Genomic DNA, 16,554 nt, shown 5'->3' with positions numbered 1-16,554 from the left:
GATGCGCCGAACGGGTCCAGCCGTACCCTGCCCCGCGACGGGCCTACGCGGAACAGGTGAGATAGAGGTCGCTCCAGGCCGCGTGCAGGAAGTCGTCGTTCTGGTAGCGGACCCAGTACGAGGACCCCTCCTGGCCGGAGTCGACGATGCTGACGCCGGCGGGGTGCCGCTCCTCGTGGCCGGTGACGCGCGGTTGGCTGGGCGGGCACGTGACGATGACGAGCGCCTCGCCGCCCGGCGCCATCGAGGTGCTCTCCTTCAACTCGACGCTCGTCGGGGGCTCCTGCGGGATGTTCGAGCAGAGGACCTCCACCTTCACGGACTGGGAGGTCGCGTACCGGTCCAGCTTCGACTGGGAGTTGGTGTACGTCACCTTCACCGCGCGCCCGTCGACCGTCAGGTTCTTGTAGCCCAGATACTGGGAGTTGTAGGAGTCCTTGGTGCTGGACGAGACCGCGATCTTCACCGGGTACGGGCTGGTCGAGGGGCACTTCGCCGTCAGGGTGGTCGTGTTCTCCGGGCCGATCGAGGTCGAGTTCCACACGAGCACCGTGTTCTCGACCACCGTGCTAGTGGCCATCGCGGGGGCGACGGAACCCACCAGCGAAGCGGCGGCCACAGCCGCGATCGCGCCCGTCTTCATGAGCTTGCGCATGCTTTCTCTCCATAGTTGTCAGGCTTGTCCTTGCGCTGACGACGTTAGGGAGCAGGTCTTGGAACGCTCTTGGCATGGGCTTGGGGTGGGCGTCTGGCCATGGGATGTGATCGACCGGAAACGTACGCTGTCAACGGCTGTACCGATGTTCCCCAACCCCTACAAGCGCTATGAGAAGCAGCTGCCCCGCCACCGCAGCGGGCGCAAGGTCGAGGTGATCCAAACCGACAACGGCGCCGGGCGGGAAGCGTCCGACGCTCGACAAGATCAGCATGGGACGCGCCGCGGGCCTGCCGGGAACCATCCGCGAGCTGGCCCACTATCTCGCCTCGATCCAGGATCGGCTGGACGCTCCGACCCCGATGGACGAGGTCGATCCCGGCGACTTCGACCTGGTCTTCTATCCGGGCGGCCACGGTCCCATGGAGGATCTGTCCAGGGACGCGGTCTCGGGCGCGCTGTTGACCAACAGGCTGGCTTCGGGCAGGCCGTTGGCCCTGCTGTGCCACGGGCCCGCCGCGATGCTGGCGGCCAAAAATATCGACGGCACCTGGCCGTTTGCCGGGTATCGAATCACCGCGCTGTCGAACGCCGAAGAAAAGCTCAACAGCTTCGGCCGCAAGGCCCCCTGGTTCCTGGAGGATCGGCTGCGCGAGAGCGGTGCGGACTACGCCAAGGGCATGATCCCGCTGCTGCCGCACATCAACCTCTACATCGGCCAGAACCCCGCCTCGTCCAGGCAGCTCGCCAACCGGCTGCCGGCCGACCTGACACCCCGTCTCATCACGGAGCACCGTGCAGGCCCGGCGGTCCGGCGATGGACCGAGGTTGACGATCCGTCGCCCGCGCCTGGCGTGGTGATCTGCCGTCGAACGTTGGTTCAGCAGCACCCGACCGGACAGAGACTGCTCGTTACCATCTTGCAAGGTGGTCCATAGCTCGCAGCACGTGGCCGCCGGTTTGCCAGCGGTCTGCATGCGACGGTCGGGAGACTGAAAGCACGCTGCAGGAGGCCCGTCGTCAATGGATCTCAAGCCCCTATGCAGAGGAGATCCCGATGAACCGCAGCATGCGCACCCTGTTCGGCCTCACTGCCGCCGCCGCGGCCATCGCTCTGACCGTCCCGGCCATGAGCAGCGCCGCAAACGCCTCACCGAGCTCGCCGTCCGACATCTACGACACCAGCCACGCCCACGATGTCACGCAAGCGCGATCCTTCCTGTTCACCTACACCTTCAACGACCACCTCAAGGTCGCCGGTGGCAATTTCACCGTCGATCGCCGCGTCTTCGTGACCGTCAAGTTCAACAACGGCGTCACGAAGTTCTCCAGGTGGGTGGTTGCTCGCACGCACCCCGTCACCCCCGGCGGAGCCATCTACGTCGAGACGACCGTCGCCGCTCCTTGCTACGGCGGCAGCAACGGCTATGCCCAGGCCTACGACGAGGCCACCCGCACCTGGTCGCCGCGCCTGCCGGTGACGATCTGCCAGCGCATCGACTAACGGCCCGAAGCCGGGCCGGACCGTATATGAACGGGCGCGCTGGCAGTGATGTCGCCCTGTGCTCACGATGCGGTGCCGGGGCTTGCAGGTCATGGCACCGCATCCTGCTCGGGCTGCGTTCGGCGGCTCACCCGACGACCAAGTCGGTCGGCGCGCCGGCGTCCTCGACCACCCCTGTTCGGCGGGCAGAGCCCTGACCTGCGGCCTTCGGGCGGCATCACCGCGGGGCTGCGCGTTGGGGATGTTGCCGTTCAACGTCCTCCAGCACTTCCACCCGTTCTGGCAGACATTCCGCCAGCGGCACCCGCAATGGGAGCTTCATCTGCGCCGCGCCCCTTTCACCGACCCGTACGCCAGGCTCCGCGACAGGCATATGGACGTCCTGATCGCCCGGCTCCCCGCAGAAGAACCCGACCTGACCGTCGCGCCGTCCCTGCCCTTCCACACACCGCGCGGGCAGACCATTGAAGGCGTCAGCCTCGCCAGCAACCGATGATGTCCACGTCAACACATGGTGTTGTCCGCTTCGGGGACGGGGGTGGCGGCGGCTGCGGCGAGGCCGGGCTGGGCCCAGAGGACGTAGGAGATGGCGCCGAATTCCTCGGTGGGGCCGGCCCAGAAGGCGCCCGTCGCTTTGGGGACGGCCAGGCCGTAATGCCCCGCATTTGTCTTGATGCACCAGCCGTGGTCCCCGTCCCTTCCCGGCCACTGCCAGTCCTGGAACTCGCTCTTCCACGCCGTGGAGGGAAGGGACATGCATGCGCTGAGCGTCGGCTCGGCTGTTCCGGTGAACTTCGCGGCCGTCGCACCGTTGACCAGCTCCGGGCCTATGTTGATGCCGAATTGTTTGATCCGGATGTCCGTCTTGCTGGCCTCGGGCGAGTCGGGCTGGAGGGTCTTCCCCGTATCCAGGTCCAGCTCGCCGGTGACGGTGCCGCGCACCGCGACGCCGTCACCGCCCTTGGCGTCGGTGACGGCCACCGTCGCCGTGGTACCGGGCGGGATGACCACCTTGATCTGCCGTACCGTGACGTAGAGGTCCACCTGCTTGAGCTGTGCTCCGTTCACACTGACCTTGAGCTCGTGATCGGTGTTGAGCTCGAACACGGTCGTCTGCCGCCGCCCCTGGAGCGTCTGCTCGATCAGGAGCCATGTCTTGTCCTCCGGCACCGTGTGATCGATGAGGTATTTCGCCAGGGCGTCCGCCGCGAACAGGCCGAGACTCACCGCAATGCCCGGGATCGTCTTCGGTGCCACCTCGGGCAGGATGGCCAGGACGATCGGCGAATAGGCCTCGTAGGCGCTGGCGATCGGATTCGGGGTGCAGCTGGTCTCGCCACAGCCCGAGACCAGTCCGACGATCACGGCACAGGTGGCGGCTACGGATGTCGCGTGTCGAATCAAGGTCCGTCCCCCGGCTAGTGACGTCGCCCGCTTCAGGATTGTCCTGCAGGTGTCCTGGCATGAGAAGGGGCTCGATTGCCTGTACGGCAGAGCGGTGGCGGGCCGACCGCTCAAGACGTCTACGACTGGGAGACGCAACGGGATAGCCGTTCGCGTTCTGGAGCCGATACCAGGAGGGCGGTTAGGGGTTCTGGGTGGGCGGCACGGGTGGCCAGTTTCTGCGGATGAATTCGAGGGGTTCTGGGCCGAGTATGTAGGTCTCGGTGTAGCCGCAGAACGTGCAGGCGAAGGTCCAGACGTCCTCGGTGTTGTGGGTTGAGGCGATCCCCCGGAACCCCGGGTCGAGGTGCGGGCGGAGGGGGACACGGGACCCATTGCCGAGCCCCAGGCCGTTTCGTGCGGCATGCACGTGGTTAGTCCGACATTTCGGACAGGTTCCTGATCTCATCGCTCGTCCTGGACGTGGTCACCTGAATGTCGTCGGCCTGACGATAGCGGATCTTGGCGTGACCGGCAGCGGTCATGGGGATGCTGACACCAGGCCCGCCTCGTAGGCCAGGATGACGAGGTGGACCCGGTCGCGGGCGTTCAGCTTGGCCAGCAGCCGCGTCACATACGTCTTGACCGTGGCGACGCTGATGACCAGGTCAGTGGCGATCTCGGTGTTGGACAGCCCGCGCCCCACCAGGGTCAGCACCGTGTGTTCCCGCTCGGTGATCCCCTCGACCGAACGCGGCCGCGGATCGGGCGCAGGACGTCCGGCGAACTCCTCGATCAGCCGCCGCGTGACGCTCGGCGCGATCAGCCCGTCACCCGCGGCCACGACCCGGATGGCCGCCAGGATGTCGTCCAGCGCCATGTCCTTGACCAGGAACCCGGAAGCCCCGGCACGCAACGCACCATAGACCGAGTCGTCATCGTCGAACGTGGTCAGGATGATGACATGCGCCCCACTCGGCCCAGCGGCGATCTGCCGCGTGGCCGTGATGCCGCACATGACGGGCATCCTGATGTCCATCACCACCACGTCAGGGACGAGTTCCTCGGCCAGCGCGACCGCTTCCGCACCCGTCCCCGCCTCCCCCACGACCTCCAGATCGGGGGCGTTGCTGATCACCATCTCCAGCGCGGCACGCACCAGGGGCTGGTCGTCGGCCAGCACGACCCGGATGGTCATCGCACTCCCGCCGGTACCGGCAGGCACGCCGCGACCCGGAACCCGCCCTCGGGCCGCGTCTGGGCGGAGAGGGTGCCGTGCAGCAGGCTGACCCGCTCGCGCATCCCGACCAGGCCGTATCCGCCCTCCCCTGCGTGGGAGCGGCCCTTCCCTCCGTCGAGGATCTCGATGGACAGCTCCTCGTCCCGGTACTCGATGGACACCTGGCAGGCCGCGGCACCCGCATGGCGCACCACGTTGGTCAGGGCCTCCTGGATGATGCGGTAGGCCGACACGTCGAGGTCCGGCGGCAGGGGCCGCTGCTCGCCCACCCACCGCAGGTCGACGCGGATGCCCGCCTCCGCCGTCCTCGCGACGAGCCCTTCGACGTCGGCCAGCCCGTGCATGTGGTCCGGCGCCGGCTGCCCGGGTTCCGGCTGGCGGAGCGCGCCCAGCATACGGCGCAGCCCCGACAGGGTCTCCCGACCGGCGATCTCGATCTTGGCCAGCGCGTCGTCGGCCCGTCCGGGCTGGGAGGCGATGACCTGGCGGGCCGCGCCCGCCTGCAGGGCGATGATGCCGATGCTGTGGGCGACCATGTCGTGCAGTTCCCGGGCGATCCGCAGGCGTTCGTCGGTGACCGCCTGGTTCGTGGCCTGGGCGCGCAGCCGTTCAGCGTGCTGGTGGGTTTGGTGGGTGAGATGGCCGGCCAGCCAGGCGATGGCGACCGTCATCGCCGCGGTGAGCTCCGCCGAGGTTCCGACATGCCAGCCGTACAGCAGTCGCGTGGTCAGGTAGGCGGCCAGGACGGCCAGCGCCATCGCCGCGGCGATCAGCCCGGTACGGCGCGGCCGGGCGGCCGCGACGAAGTACAGCGCGACGTCGACCGCCAGGAACTGGGCCAGGGGGATCTCGCTCACGCCCAGGGGCATGGTCGCGAGTACGGCTGCGCCGAGCAGCAGGGCCATGGCCTGCAGCGGGCGGTGGCGCAGCAGGACGCTGCCGAGCAGCACCAGCGCGGTGGCCACCACCTGGTAGGCCAGGCCGTCCCACCGGTAGAGGAGGGCTCCGGTCCTCATGGCCGGCTCGGACTCGCCGGGCAGCCTGAGGCGGATCAGGAAGGTGAACGCCAGGCCCGCGTACCACGCCAGCGTCGTCCAGGCGCCGGGTGGCACCCGCTTCAGCATGGGCAGCGATGGCGTGAGGTGCATGTGCCGAGGGTAGCGACCTGCTCGGCGTGCGGGCGTCGGACCCCGGGTGTACACCCAGGGTCGGCAGAGGTGAGCGCGAGTGCCACCCGTCGTCCGATGTGGTCGCGGTGACCGGCTTCTAGGTTCGTCAGGTCTCCCCGTCCACATGCAGGAATGGAAGCGTTTTGTCGTTGAAGACGGTCAACACCGTGCTCGTCGTGCTCGGTGCCCTTTTCATCATGTACGTCGGCGTGAGCTACGCCTTCACCCCATCATCGACGGCTCCGGACTTCGGCCTGCCGAGCTGGCCATCGGGGGACGGCGGCGGCTTCCTCGTCCTCAAGGGCATCCGCGACCTCGTCTCCGGCCTGGTCCTCCTCGTGCTCCTCGCGACGCGCCACCGCCGCGCCCTCGGCTGGGTACTGCTGGCCACAGCCTGCACCCCGCTCGGCGACATGATCACCGTTCTGCTCCACCACGGCTCGACCGCCGCCGCTCTCGGCATCCACGGCGCCACCGCGGCGCTGATCGTGCTGACCGCCCTGCTTCTCCTCAAGGAAACCCAGGCTGCCTGATGAGTAATCTCCTCTCCCCGGACTTCGATAAGTCGGTGATCGTACGATCGGCCGACGCCGAGGTGATCGGCCGCGCCCCCACCACCATCCGGTTGCTGGCCGACGGCAGCTCGACGGGCGGCGCGCTGTCCACCCAGCGGGTCACGTTGTCCGGCGGCGCCGACGGCGCCAAGCCGCACCGGCACGCCAACTCCGCCGAGCTGTTCTACCTCCTGGACGGCACGGCCCAGCTCCTGTCCGGCGACCAGGTCGTCACCGCGGAACAGGGCGATCTGGTCATCGTCCCTCCCGGTCTCGCGCACGCCTTCGCCGCCGCACCGGGCGAGGACGCCGACATCCTCATCGTCATCACCCCCGGCGTCGAACGCTTCGAGTATTTCCGTCACCTGGAACGCGTCGCCTACGGCAAGGTGCCGCCGGAAAGCCTGCTGGAGGTGCAGGAGCTGTATGACACCTACTTCCTGACCAGCAACGCGTGGGAGGAGGCACGATGAAGCTGGTTCTCGGCGGCACAGGGAAGACCGGCCGCAGGATCGTGGAACGGCTCCGCGAGGCGGGGACGGAGCCCCGGGTGGGCTCCCGTGGCGCCACGCCTTCCTTCGACTGGGACGACCCGTCGACCTGGCACGCGGCGCTTACCGGTGTGCGGTCGGTCTACGTGTCCTTCTTCCCTGACCTGGCCGTGCCGGGCGCGCCCGAGGCGATCGAGGCGTTCACCAAGACGGCGGTGGCCTGCGGGGTGGAGAAGCTGGTCCTGCTGTCCGGCCGCGGGGAGGCGGAGGCGCGGAGCTGCGAGCGGATCGTGGCGGCCTCCGGCGTGGAGTGGACGGTGCTGCGGGCGAGCTGGTTCAACCAGAACTTCAGCGAGAACTACCTGCTGGAGCCGGTCCTCGACGGCCAGGTCGTCCTTCCTGCCGGTGACGTCCCCGAGCCGTTCGTGGACGCCGACGACATCGCCGAGGTCGCCGTGGCCGTCCTCACTCAGGACGGCCACCACGAGAAGATCTACGAGCTGACCGGCCCCCGGTTGCTCACCTTCGCCGACGCCGTCGCCGAGATCGCCGCCGCGAGCGGCCGGTCGATCGAGTTCGTCCCGGTCAGCGCGGCTGCCTACGCGACGGCCCTGAAGGAGGCGGGCCTGCCCGACGACACCGTCAGCTTCCTCATCTACCTGTTCACGACGGTGCTCGACGGGCGCAACTCCCGGGTGGAGGACGGTGTGCGTCAGGTCCTCGGCCGCCCGGCGCGAGACTTCGCCGACTACGCCCGCGCCGCCGCGAAAACTGGGGTGTGGTCGCCGTGACCATGCGCGCCATGGGCCAGACCTCGTACGGCGGGCCGGACGTGCTCGGGGTCGTCGAGGTGGCGCGCCCCGAGCCTGGCCCGGCCGAGGTCCTCGTCCGGGTGCGCCTGGCTGACCAGACGCGGAAGGCAGACTGATGCGGCTCTTCCTCTCCTCGTGGAAACTCGGGGACGACCCCCGGCAACTCGACGAGCTCGCCGGTGAGGTACGGACCATGGCCGTCATCGGCAACGCGCTGGACGCCGCGCCAGCCGAGCTCCGTCGTCAGGCAACCGGCCGGGAAATGGACGCGTTGCGCGAGCGTGGCTACCAGGTGAGCGAGGTGGACCTGCGTGACTACGTCGACTCCCCGCAGGGCCTCGCCGAGCGGCTGTCCGGCGTGGTCTGGGTGCACGGCGGCAACCCGTTCGTCCTGCGCCTGGCCATGGCGCGCAGCGGCGCCGACACGATCCTGACCGGCCTGTTGCGGCGCGACGCGATCGTCTACGCCGGTTGGAGCGCCGGCGCGTGCGTCCTGTCGCCCAACCTGCACGGTCTCGAGCTCGTCGACGACCCGGCAGACACCCAGGCCGCCTACGGCGAACCGGCTCTGTGGGACGGGCTCGGCCTGCTGGACTACGCCTTCGTACCCCACTACCGCTCACCCGTCGCCGAGAGCGAAGCCATCGAACGCGTGGTGGAACGCTACGAGCGCGAAGGCGTGGCCTACCGCGCCCTGCGCGACGGCGACGTCATCATCGTGAAGGAGACCTCATGACATCCGTACGACTCCCGGTCGACACGCTGGCCCCGCACATCAACCGCGCACTCAACGCGCTGGACGCGGCCGCGCGCAAGGTCAGCCTGGAGCCCGCGCTGCTGGAACTGGTCCGGGCGCGCGCCTCCCAGCTGAACGGCTGCGCCTACTGCGTCGACCTGCACTCACGAGACGCCCGTACGGCGGGCGAGACGGAACGACGCCTGTACGCCCTGCCCGTGTGGCGCGAGACGCCGTTCTTCACCGACCGCGAGCGGACCGCGCTGGAGCTGACCGAGGCGGCGACCCGCCTCACCGAGGGCCCGGTCACCGACGAGGTCTTCGGCCGGGCGGCGGCCGAGTTCACCGAGGTCGAACTCGCCGAGCTGATCTGGGCCATCACGGTGATCAACGCCTGGAACCGGCTCGGCGCCACCGCCCGCCCCTGGCCGCTGGACTGAGGTGGGAGGTGCCCTGGTCCTCCGGCGATCGCTCGGCGGCGACGGCGGAGGCGGAAAGGAGCGTCCCGGCGGCGAGGCCTCCCCAGAGGACGGCTGAGCCGTACGAGGCAAGAGTGGTGATGACCGCCGGGGAGACGGCCAACCCGAAGCCCGTGGAGAGCTGGAAACGGGCGAGGGCGCGGCCCAGGAGATGCGCCGGGGCCAGGACGGTGACCAGCGCGGTGGCGCTCCCGGCGTAGATGATCTCGCCGAGCGTGCAGACCACGGCGACCGCTGCGACCGCCGGAGGGCCCCACCCGGGTCCCAGCGAGGTGGCCGCGAGGAAGCCGAGGTAGGACGCGGCGAGCACCACACCGGCCAGAGCCAGCACGCTACGCCGGGAGAAGCGGGACATCAGGACGGTGACCGGAACCTGCAAGGTCACCACCAGCACGGTGTTGGTCACGAAGATGGCCGCCGCCCACGCCGGGGAGGCGTGCAGTTGCGTCACCAGGATGAGGGGAAGCGCGATCTCGAAGAGGTTGAGGCAGAAGACGTAGATCACGTTGGCGGCCAGCAGCGCGCGCATCCGGGGCGCTGGCACCTCGAGCCTGTCAGTGGTGGCGGCCGGGTCGGTGCGCACGCGGACCGACCAGGCCAGGCCCGCCGCGATGAGGTACGCCAGCCCGGTGACCTGCAACGCGGTGGCCCCGCCCGCCAGGCACGCCATGGCCAGCAGGGCGCCCACGCCCAGGCCCCCGTTGCGCAGCGCGCGGCCAGCAGCGAGGGCGGCGTCGCGTTCGCGACCATGGGAGACCGTGGCCACCAGGGCCGCGTGGGCGGCAGGCCAGGCCTGGTTGCCGATGCCGAGGAAGAGCGCCGCCGCCGCGAACAGCCAGACGTTCCCCGTCGGGGTGACCAGCAGCAGCGCCACGCCGAGCACCCGCACCAGCATCGAGGCCGCCACGACCGTGCTGCGCGCGCCCCGGTCCAGCCACCGGCCGACCGCGGGCATGCACACCAGGCCCACGACGGCGCCGACCGTCATGGCCACGCCGGTGGCCGACGCCGACAGCCTCAGCGCCGTCACCCCGTAGAGCAGCAGGAACGGCCGCAGCATGCCGGTGCCGAGCGCGTCCACGGCCAGGGCGACGACATAGCGGGGACCGCCGCAGGCGCGGACGAGGGTGGTTGTCATGGCGTCAACGATGCGTTCGGCCGCCGGGCCGCCCGCGTCGATTGACGGAGACCGTCAAGCGATGATGTGGGGATGACGTTGAGGATCGACATCAGCGGCCTGCCGTACGGACAACTGCGGTTCGCCGCCTCCCCGCTGGCCGAGCTGACCGCGATGCTGCACGTTCTTGCAGAACCCGGGCATCACCCGCAGCTCGCGGGCTGGGCCGGGGACGTCTGGGCCGGGCTGCGGCCGGAGCTGGCCGAGCGGCTCAGGGAGGCGGAGTTCCTCTGGCGTTCCTCACGGGCCGACTTCCTGGTCCCCTCCCGCCCCCGGCCGACGCTCGCCGAGGAGCTGGACGACGTGGACCGGATCGACGACGAAACCTACGTGGCCGCCGCGCTCATCACCACGTGCGGCAGCAACCGGGTGCATTTCGGCGCGCCGTCGCCGCTGACCGACGCGACGGCGCGCGAGCGGGCCCTGGACCTGGCCCAGGCGCGCGGCGCGCTGCAGGAGGCCTTCGCAGAACGGCTGCTCGCGGACCCGGCCGCGGTGCGGGCGCGGGTGCGCGACACCTTCGAACAGTGCGCCGAGGCCTTCTTCTACGCCGCCTGGACGGGCGTCGCCGTACAACTGGCCACCGACCTGCGCCTGAAGAACGACCTGCTGAAGCGCCACGGCCTCGGGGCAGCGCTCGCATCGGTCTCCGGCTCCGTCACCCTGGCCCCGGACGGCGCCAGCATCATCGTCGACAAGCTGCAGGACAACGCGACCACCGCCCACACTGACGGGGTCACCTTCCTGCCCAGCGTCTTCGGCCGCCCGCACCTGGTGGTGGTCCACGCGCGCGGGTGGCGGCCCGTGGTGCAGTACCCCGTGGCCGAGGCGGGCCCGTCCGCGCCGGTCTCGCTGGAGACGGTGACGCTGCGGTTGGAGGCTGTGTCGCATCCGGTACGGCTGCGCCTGCTGCGCACCCTCGCCCGCGGCCCGCACACGACCGGAGAGCTGGCGCGGGCGTGGGACCTGTCAGCCCCGGAGGTGTCCCGCCACCTCGCGGTCCTGCGCCGGGCAGGCCTGCTGACCGCCCAGCGGCACGGCCGCTACGTCCGCCACAGCCTCAACCTCCCCGACCTGACAACACTGGGCGCCGACCTGCTGTCGGCCGTCCTGCGCTGAGAAGCCGGACATGACGAGCCCCTTATGGACCGGGGGTGACCTTTTGAGGGGTGAGCCTGGCGGTGACCCAGCGCGGGTTCGGTCCGGCGAACCCGGGATAGGGGCCGTCCAGGTACTTGCGGGACAGCTCCTGGACGAGCGTGCCGCCGGGGTCGTCCACGATGGACGCGGTGCCCTGCACCTGGACGCTGTCGTAGGGGTTGGCGGCGTCGAAGATCACTACGGTCGCCCGGGGGTCGCGGATCAGGTTGGCGGTCTTGCGGCGGCTTCTGGGCAGCGCGAACAGCAGGTCGTCGCCGTCGCGCCTGACCCAGACCACGGTCGAGTGCGGTGTGCCGTCCGGCTCGATCGTGGACAGGACCGCGAAGTTCTTGCCGTCGAACAGCGCGCGGACCCGGTCGGCGAGCGCCGTCACCGCGCTGGCCGGTAGGTGAGAAGGGTGACCCCGCCGCAGATGAGGCCGGTGTCGACGAGTTCGAGGTTCACGCGTTGCGCGCCGTCGTCGAAGAAGCTTCTGCCCCTTCCGAGCAGGACCGGGTGAACCAGGAGCCGGTACTCGTCGATGAGGTCGTGTTTCAGCAGGCTGTGCATCAGGTCGTGGCAACCGTACAAGACGAGATCCTGACCTGGCCCCTCCTTCAGCCTGGCGACGCCGTCCGCGACGTCGCCCTCGATCAGGTGGGAGTTGTCCCACGTCAGGTCCCCGGCGGTCGTCGAGGCCACGTACTTGGCCATGCTGTTCATCTTGTCGACGTAGGCGAGCTGTCCTGCCAGCGACGGCCACAGGCCGGCGAAGATCTCGTACGTCCTGCGCCCCAGGAGCAGGCCGTCGCAGCCCGCCAGAAGCTCGGTGTGGTACTCGACCGCCCCCTCGTCGTTGAAGGGCAGCGCCCAGTCCCGGATGTCGTCCACCTTCCCGTCGAGCGTCATGTAGGTCGAAACGATCAGGTTTCTCATCGTGGTCTCTCCTCCTGGCGAGTCGTTCGAGCCGCCGTTGAGGTAGTCGCCGCGCCGCCGCGAAAATGTGCGCTCCTCGACCGCACAGTTCGGCCCTCGACCGGCGTCCATACAGGATGGAAACGCGACAAGGCGCAGGAAAGGGTGGGCGAGGGTGGACCTGATCTCCAGGGCACGGGCAGGGGACGGCGAAGCGTTCCGAGCGCTGACCGAGCCGCACCGGCGAGAACTCCAGGTGCACTGCTACCGGATGCTCGCCTCGCTCCAGGACGCGGAAGACGCCCTTCAGGACACCATGCTGGCCGCGTGGCAAGGGCTGGCGGGCTTCCAGGGACGCGCCTCGATCCGCACCTGGCTTTACCGGATCGCCACCAACCGGTGCCTCAGCACGCTTCGCTCGGCCGGGCGGCGTCCCGCCAAGGAGTGGGACAGTTCCAGGTTCGAGCTGCCCGAGCCGACCCGGCTCGGCGAAGCCGTATGGCTCGAGCCCTTTCCCGACGCCCTCCTCGAGGGGGTCACCGAGGTGCCCCTCGGCCCCGAGGCGCGCTACGAGCAGCTCGAATCCATCTCCCTGGCGTTCATGACCGCCCTTCAGCTCCTGCCGCCTCGCCAGCTCGCCGCGCTGATCCTGCGCGACGTCCTCGGATTCCGCGCGAGCGAGGTCGCCGCCATGCTCGACTCCACGGTCGCGTCGGTCACCAGCGCCCTCAACCGGGCCAGGGTCAGCCTGCAGCGCCAGAACCCGCTGCCCCAGCACGCGCCCGACTCGTCCGCCGAGGACGCCATCGTGGCGAAGTTCGTCCGCGCCTACGAGTCCGGAAATGTCGACGCGCTGGTCATGCTGCTGACCGACGATTCCTTCAGTTCCATGCCGCCCATCCCCCTCGAGTACCACGGCCGTGACGCCGTGGCCGCCCTGTGCGCCTGCATCCTCCGTGCCGGCCCCGGGTTCGACCTCGTCCCCACCCGGGCCAACGGCCAGCCGGCGTTCGGCGCCTACCTGCGCACCCCTGACGGGATCCGTCGCGGGACCGGGCTGCTCCTGCTCACCCTCAGGGGCGACTTCATCTGCGGCATCACCCGCTTCGACGGCAGCGTCCTTCCGTGGTTCGGACTTCCCACGGCCCTCTAGCGTTGATCGCATTCGGGGCGTCCGGGCTGCCGTGCGCGGGAGGTTCCTGTCACGCCTGAGCTGAGGGCCCTGCTGGGGACGCCTGGCCTGGTGCCTTCACCGACGGGCATCACCGGGCGGACATTCTGGCCGAGGCATGAGAACGGGGTACAACCTGACCCCAGGCGTTCCGGGCCCGCGGCGATGCCGCGGGCCCGGAGCGCTCTGGTCGCCGCTGATCAGGCCGGCTGGTAGGTCAGGTCGAGCACTCCGGTGTCGAAGGTGACCGATCGGGTGAGCGTGAGCGGTACCTGGGCGGGGCCGTCCGGGAACAGGCGGCGGCCGGTGCCCACCACGATGGGGTGGACCAAGAGTCGCACCTCGTCGACGAGTCCGGCGCGCAGCAGCGTCTGGGTCAGGGTGATGCTGCCGGCGACGGTGATGTTCTCGCCGGGCTGCTCCTTGAGCTCCTTCACCGCGGTGACGACGTCGCCGTCGATCACGGTCGAGTTCTGCCAACCGGCCTCCTTGAGCGTGCTGGAGGCCACCAGCTTGCTGATGCCGTTGAGCTGGTCGGCCATCTCGTCGTTCTGCTCCGGCCAGACGGCGGCGAAGGACTCGTACGTCACCCGGCCCAGCAGCAGGGTGTCGGCCGCGGCCATCATCTCGCCGTACGCGACGCCCATCTCGTCGTTGTAGTAGGGGATGCTCCACTCCTCGGGCGCCTCTACGACGCCGTTGAGCGAGATGAACTGCCCGACCGTAAGTTTGCGGCTCATGTGTTTCTCCTTGAGAGGTTTCTTCTGGTTCGCTATCGTCCGCCGGCTGTGCCGGTGACCAGGGGCAGTGAGATCGAGGTGCCGGCCAGGTCGATGGTGACCTTGGCCCCGGTGCCGGGTTCGACGTCGGGCGTGGCGGTGAGGTTGGCGTTGGTGCCGGTCAGGATGAGGCCGAGCCGGTGTCCGGCTTTGAACTCGTAGTCCTGCGGCAAGGTGTTCCAGGTGATCTGGTACGGCTTGCCGGGTGTCAGGGGTGTGGTCCTGCTCAGTGACGTGCGGTTCTGCGCGTCGATGATGCCGCGGGTGACGACGTGGAAGTCGGAGGTGACGGTGTTGTCGGCGGTCTTGTGGTAGCAGCCGTCGTCGTCGGTCGTGCCCTGGCCGAGGCAGTCTTTGGTGTCGAGGAACTTGAAGCCGTAGGCGCGGGGCGGGTTGGCGCCCATGTCGTCGTAGTTGATGCGGGTGTCGGTGCCGTAGTCGACGAGCATGACGCCGAGGTTGGCGGTCGGCTTGTCGAGCTTGAGGCGCAGGCTCACCGATGGGGTACCGGACAGCCGTGTCGGGGTGTCCAGTGGCGGGGTGAGGTAGGCCAGCCGGTTGGGGTTGGCGGTGGCGGGGTTGTCGGCCATCGCGGTTTCGGTCTGCCGGGTGTCGAGGTAGGTGCCGGTTCCGGTGGAGGGCTTGCGGCCCAGCGTGCCGTCCTGCTGGGGGCGCAGGGTGAGCGTGCGGGTTCGCGCTGGCCAGTCGGCCTGGGTGATCCAGCGGTCGGGGCCAAGCTGCACGTCGGCGCGCGGCTGGCGCATGATGTCGTTGGGCACGCCCATGAGTTCGTGGTCGAACCACTGGTGCAGGGTGTTGACCCAGACGTCGCGGCGGGCCCAGAACGGGTCGAGGTGACCGTACTGCGTCACCCACGCCTTGCGCTGCACAGAGCGGGGCAGCTTGGCCCACCACTCGGAGAACTGGTTGCCCATCACGTTGCGGTCCTGCGTCCCCATCACCGCGAAGACGCTGGCATGGACATCGCGGGCGTTCGAGATCGGCCCGTTGCGGTAGTCGAGCTCGCGCCAGTAGGCGTTGTAGTCGCCGGTGGCGTCGTCGGAGCCTTCGTTCATGCGCCGGTGCACCGCGGCGCATTTCTCATCCGGATCCTCGTCGGTCTCCGTGGCCCACCATTCCTGCCCGCGCTTGACGTCGGTGAGGGTGCCGCCTGCCCGCCACAGGTCGTACCAGCTGCTGGGTCCGGCGAGCGGCACGATGGTCTCCAGCCCCCGCACGCCGGTACCGGCGACCCCGATGGCCAGGGCTCCTTCGCCCGAGTGGCCGATCATCCCGGTGCGCCCGGTGGTCCAGGAGGCCTTGACCGGAGCGCCCTTGTCGTCGATGGCGGTGGCGCGGCCGTTCAGCCAGTCGATGACCGCCTTGCCGCCCAGCACGTCGGACTTGCCGCCGGAGGTCGGGCAACCCTCGGACAACCTGGTACCGATCATGTCGACCGACACGAACGCGTACCCGCGCGGCACGAAGTAGTTGTCGTAGAACAGCGGGAACTTCGTCAGGTTCCCGTTCGCGTCGTAGGTCTTCCTGTCGTTCTCGAAGCCTGCCCCGGGCTTGTCGTAGTACGGGCTCTCGTGCATGATCACCGGAACCTTGAGCCCGGCGCCGGACTCCTTCGGCCGGATGATGTCCACCCGGACCAGGTCCCTCTTGCCGTCGCCATCGCTGTCGACCGGCGACTGCACCCGGACGTGCTCGCGGATGGCGTCGGCGTAGGAGAAGACGGGCTGGGTGAGCCCGCCGGAGACGTCGATCTTCGGCTCCTCCTTCGCGGACACGGCGGGCGTGGCGGCAACCAGGAGCGGGAGCACGAGGGCGACTGCGGCGAGGAACCCTCGTCGCTGTGAGCTGGGCATTTTCTTTCCTTCTCTTGTGTCGTTGCGGGAGATCGTTGCCGTCAGGCGGCGTCGAGGGCTGCGGTGATCGTGCGGGTCATCGCGGCCAGGGCAGGGCTGGACGGCCCCTGGTGGGTGCCGGCGGCTGCCTCGACGGCGAGGAGGACGATGGCGCGGAAGTTGCCGGCCTCGGTCTGGTCCTGCTGCCGCAGCAGGTTCATGGCTTCGGTCAGGGCGGGCAGCACCACGTCGGCGAGTTCGGCGACCGTGTTGCCGACCAGGTCGATGTCCTTGGTCTTGGCGGCGAGGACGTGCCCGATCGGGCCGGTGGCCGACGTCAGGGCGATGGAGCCGTGGGTGGCGCTCCTGTGGGGCGATCCGGCGGCGTCGGCGGCGGCCATCAGCGAGACGGCGCCGTAGGCGGCGGTGCGCAGGGTGGCCTTGTCCTGGGCGGTCAGGGTGATGGACATGAAAGTGCTCCTTGAGGGTTTCGTGT

At 69.4% G+C, this 16,554-nt stretch carries 22 protein-coding genes; 11 read left to right on the top strand and 11 right to left on the bottom strand.

Annotated elements, in window-relative coordinates:
* Positions 1–43 precede the first annotated feature (43 nt).
* Positions 44–655: a hypothetical protein gene (locus ACIBG8_RS05390; RefSeq protein WP_397341289.1), complete on the bottom strand. Its 612-nt coding sequence runs from the start codon at positions 653–655 to the stop codon at positions 44–46.
* Positions 656–927: 272 nt separating this feature from the next.
* Between ACIBG8_RS05390 and ACIBG8_RS05385 the strand changes: the two genes are divergently transcribed.
* From ACIBG8_RS05385 to ACIBG8_RS05375, 3 genes are all read left to right on the top strand, one after another.
* On the top strand, positions 928–1,593 hold the full coding sequence (locus tag ACIBG8_RS05385; RefSeq protein WP_397341288.1) for a type 1 glutamine amidotransferase domain-containing protein: 666 nt from the start codon (positions 928–930) through the stop codon (positions 1,591–1,593).
* A 119-nt stretch (positions 1,594–1,712) separates the two neighbouring features.
* Positions 1,713–2,159, top strand: a complete 447-nt coding sequence (locus ACIBG8_RS05380) for a hypothetical protein (protein WP_397341287.1) — start codon at positions 1,713–1,715, stop codon at positions 2,157–2,159.
* A gap of 241 nt (positions 2,160–2,400) precedes the next feature.
* Entirely contained in the window at positions 2,401–2,655 is a 255-nt protein-coding gene (locus tag ACIBG8_RS05375) for a LysR substrate-binding domain-containing protein (protein WP_397341285.1), read from the top strand.
* A gap of 8 nt (positions 2,656–2,663) precedes the next feature.
* Here the strand turns inward: ACIBG8_RS05375 and ACIBG8_RS05370 are convergent, their stop codons facing one another.
* The 4 genes from ACIBG8_RS05370 to ACIBG8_RS05355 all read right to left on the bottom strand — a co-directional run bounded on the left by ACIBG8_RS05370 (position 2,664) and on the right by ACIBG8_RS05355 (position 5,930).
* Complete coding sequence (locus tag ACIBG8_RS05370; protein ID WP_397341284.1) at positions 2,664–3,524, bottom strand: hypothetical protein; 861 nt, start codon at positions 3,522–3,524, stop codon at positions 2,664–2,666.
* A gap of 220 nt (positions 3,525–3,744) precedes the next feature.
* Positions 3,745–3,972, bottom strand: a complete 228-nt coding sequence (locus tag ACIBG8_RS05365; protein ID WP_397341282.1) for a hypothetical protein — start codon at positions 3,970–3,972, stop codon at positions 3,745–3,747.
* A gap of 111 nt (positions 3,973–4,083) precedes the next feature.
* Positions 4,084–4,740: a response regulator gene (locus ACIBG8_RS05360; RefSeq protein WP_397341281.1), complete on the bottom strand. Its 657-nt coding sequence runs from the start codon at positions 4,738–4,740 to the stop codon at positions 4,084–4,086.
* On the bottom strand, positions 4,737–5,930 hold the full coding sequence (locus ACIBG8_RS05355) for a sensor histidine kinase (protein WP_397341280.1): 1,194 nt from the start codon (positions 5,928–5,930) through the stop codon (positions 4,737–4,739). The genes ACIBG8_RS05360 and ACIBG8_RS05355 overlap by 4 nt, the downstream gene beginning before the upstream one ends.
* Before the next feature lie 164 nt (positions 5,931–6,094).
* Between ACIBG8_RS05355 and ACIBG8_RS05350 the strand changes: the two genes are divergently transcribed.
* From ACIBG8_RS05350 to ACIBG8_RS05325, 6 genes are read left to right on the top strand one after another with little or no spacing between them, the layout of a single operon-like run.
* Positions 6,095–6,484, top strand: a complete 390-nt coding sequence (locus ACIBG8_RS05350) for a DUF4267 domain-containing protein (RefSeq protein ID WP_397341279.1) — start codon at positions 6,095–6,097, stop codon at positions 6,482–6,484.
* Between the two features lie 35 nt (positions 6,485–6,519).
* Positions 6,520–6,978 carry a cupin domain-containing protein gene (locus tag ACIBG8_RS05345; protein WP_397341277.1) on the top strand — a complete coding sequence of 153 codons (459 nt, stop codon included), beginning with the start codon at positions 6,520–6,522 and terminating at the stop codon, positions 6,976–6,978.
* Complete coding sequence (locus ACIBG8_RS05340; RefSeq protein WP_397341276.1) at positions 6,975–7,787, top strand: NAD(P)H-binding protein; 813 nt, start codon at positions 6,975–6,977, stop codon at positions 7,785–7,787. The genes ACIBG8_RS05345 and ACIBG8_RS05340 overlap by 4 nt, the downstream gene beginning before the upstream one ends.
* The gene (locus ACIBG8_RS05335; protein WP_397341275.1) at positions 7,784–7,924 is read left to right on the top strand and encodes a hypothetical protein; all 141 of its coding nucleotides are present in this window, start codon (positions 7,784–7,786) and stop codon (positions 7,922–7,924) included. Before ACIBG8_RS05340 ends, ACIBG8_RS05335 begins: the two co-directional genes overlap by 4 nt.
* Entirely contained in the window at positions 7,924–8,544 is a 621-nt protein-coding gene (locus tag ACIBG8_RS05330) for a Type 1 glutamine amidotransferase-like domain-containing protein (RefSeq protein WP_397341274.1), read from the top strand. The genes ACIBG8_RS05335 and ACIBG8_RS05330 overlap by 1 nt, the downstream gene beginning before the upstream one ends.
* Positions 8,541–8,984, top strand: a complete 444-nt coding sequence (locus tag ACIBG8_RS05325) for a carboxymuconolactone decarboxylase family protein (protein ID WP_397341273.1) — start codon at positions 8,541–8,543, stop codon at positions 8,982–8,984. The genes ACIBG8_RS05330 and ACIBG8_RS05325 overlap by 4 nt, the downstream gene beginning before the upstream one ends.
* On the opposite strand, the gene ACIBG8_RS05320 is transcribed toward ACIBG8_RS05325, so the two are convergent.
* A complete protein-coding gene (locus tag ACIBG8_RS05320; protein ID WP_397341272.1) occupies positions 8,932–10,161 on the bottom strand; it encodes an MFS transporter in 1,230 nt (409 codons plus the stop codon). The two genes, ACIBG8_RS05325 and ACIBG8_RS05320, sit on opposite strands and share 53 nt — an antisense overlap.
* Before the next feature lie 72 nt (positions 10,162–10,233).
* Here ACIBG8_RS05320 and ACIBG8_RS05315 point away from each other — a divergent pair, with 72 nt between their 5' ends.
* Positions 10,234–11,319, top strand: a complete 1,086-nt coding sequence (locus ACIBG8_RS05315; protein WP_397341271.1) for a DUF5937 family protein — start codon at positions 10,234–10,236, stop codon at positions 11,317–11,319.
* A 22-nt stretch (positions 11,320–11,341) separates the two neighbouring features.
* Here the strand turns inward: ACIBG8_RS05315 and ACIBG8_RS05310 are convergent, their stop codons facing one another.
* Both ACIBG8_RS05310 and ACIBG8_RS05305 read right to left on the bottom strand, forming a co-directional pair.
* Entirely contained in the window at positions 11,342–11,734 is a 393-nt protein-coding gene (locus tag ACIBG8_RS05310; protein ID WP_397341270.1) for a PPOX class F420-dependent oxidoreductase, read from the bottom strand.
* Positions 11,731–12,276: a dihydrofolate reductase family protein gene (locus ACIBG8_RS05305; RefSeq protein WP_397341269.1), complete on the bottom strand. Its 546-nt coding sequence runs from the start codon at positions 12,274–12,276 to the stop codon at positions 11,731–11,733. Before ACIBG8_RS05305 ends, ACIBG8_RS05310 begins: the two co-directional genes overlap by 4 nt.
* Positions 12,277–12,430: 154 nt before the next feature.
* Here ACIBG8_RS05305 and ACIBG8_RS05300 point away from each other — a divergent pair, with 154 nt between their 5' ends.
* Positions 12,431–13,408 carry an RNA polymerase subunit sigma-70 gene (locus ACIBG8_RS05300; protein WP_397341268.1) on the top strand — a complete coding sequence of 326 codons (978 nt, stop codon included), beginning with the start codon at positions 12,431–12,433 and terminating at the stop codon, positions 13,406–13,408.
* Between the two features lie 218 nt (positions 13,409–13,626).
* Here ACIBG8_RS05300 and ACIBG8_RS05295 read toward each other — a convergent pair whose 3' ends face one another.
* Genes ACIBG8_RS05295 through ACIBG8_RS05285 form a run of 3 tightly spaced genes read right to left on the bottom strand, consistent with a single transcriptional unit; the run spans position 13,627 to position 16,528 of the window.
* The gene (locus ACIBG8_RS05295; protein WP_397341267.1) at positions 13,627–14,166 is read right to left on the bottom strand and encodes a dihydrofolate reductase family protein; all 540 of its coding nucleotides are present in this window, start codon (positions 14,164–14,166) and stop codon (positions 13,627–13,629) included.
* Between the two features lie 32 nt (positions 14,167–14,198).
* Positions 14,199–16,079, bottom strand: coding sequence for a CocE/NonD family hydrolase (locus ACIBG8_RS05290; protein WP_397341266.1), 1,881 nt, complete (start codon positions 16,077–16,079; stop codon positions 14,199–14,201).
* A 41-nt stretch (positions 16,080–16,120) separates the two neighbouring features.
* Positions 16,121–16,528, bottom strand: coding sequence for a hypothetical protein (locus ACIBG8_RS05285; protein ID WP_397341265.1), 408 nt, complete (start codon positions 16,526–16,528; stop codon positions 16,121–16,123).
* Between the last annotated feature and the right edge of the window lie 26 nt (positions 16,529–16,554).

The organism is Nonomuraea sp. NPDC050556 (assembly GCF_044457355.1).
In the GTDB taxonomy this organism is placed as follows: domain Bacteria; phylum Actinomycetota; class Actinomycetes; order Streptosporangiales; family Streptosporangiaceae; genus Nonomuraea.
This window is presented reverse-complemented; position numbering and strand designations above follow the sequence as displayed.

Bases quoted from the DNA above. Each gene is read 5' to 3' on its own strand.
- ACIBG8_RS05295 (WP_397341267.1), bottom strand. From the start codon at position 14,166: ATGAGCCGCAAACTTACGGTCGGGCAGTTCATCTCGCTCAACGGCGTC.
- ACIBG8_RS05290 (WP_397341266.1), bottom strand. From the start codon at position 16,079: ATGCCCAGCTCACAGCGACGAGGGTTCCTCGCCGCAGTCGCCCTCGTG.
- ACIBG8_RS05360 (WP_397341281.1), bottom strand. From the start codon at position 4,740: ATGACCATCCGGGTCGTGCTGGCCGACGACCAGCCCCTGGTGCGTGCC.
- ACIBG8_RS05320 (WP_397341272.1), bottom strand. From the start codon at position 10,161: ATGACAACCACCCTCGTCCGCGCCTGCGGCGGTCCCCGCTATGTCGTC.
- ACIBG8_RS05385 (WP_397341288.1), top strand. From the start codon at position 928: ATGGGACGCGCCGCGGGCCTGCCGGGAACCATCCGCGAGCTGGCCCAC.
- ACIBG8_RS05330 (WP_397341274.1), top strand. From the start codon at position 7,924: ATGCGGCTCTTCCTCTCCTCGTGGAAACTCGGGGACGACCCCCGGCAA.
- ACIBG8_RS05305 (WP_397341269.1), bottom strand. From the start codon at position 12,276: ATGAGAAACCTGATCGTTTCGACCTACATGACGCTCGACGGGAAGGTG.
- ACIBG8_RS05285 (WP_397341265.1), bottom strand. From the start codon at position 16,528: ATGTCCATCACCCTGACCGCCCAGGACAAGGCCACCCTGCGCACCGCC.
- ACIBG8_RS05375 (WP_397341285.1), top strand. From the start codon at position 2,401: ATGTTGCCGTTCAACGTCCTCCAGCACTTCCACCCGTTCTGGCAGACA.
- ACIBG8_RS05315 (WP_397341271.1), top strand. From the start codon at position 10,234: ATGACGTTGAGGATCGACATCAGCGGCCTGCCGTACGGACAACTGCGG.
- ACIBG8_RS05390 (WP_397341289.1), bottom strand. From the start codon at position 655: ATGCGCAAGCTCATGAAGACGGGCGCGATCGCGGCTGTGGCCGCCGCT.
- ACIBG8_RS05340 (WP_397341276.1), top strand. From the start codon at position 6,975: ATGAAGCTGGTTCTCGGCGGCACAGGGAAGACCGGCCGCAGGATCGTG.
- ACIBG8_RS05325 (WP_397341273.1), top strand. From the start codon at position 8,541: ATGACATCCGTACGACTCCCGGTCGACACGCTGGCCCCGCACATCAAC.
- ACIBG8_RS05380 (WP_397341287.1), top strand. From the start codon at position 1,713: ATGAACCGCAGCATGCGCACCCTGTTCGGCCTCACTGCCGCCGCCGCG.
- ACIBG8_RS05355 (WP_397341280.1), bottom strand. From the start codon at position 5,930: ATGCACCTCACGCCATCGCTGCCCATGCTGAAGCGGGTGCCACCCGGC.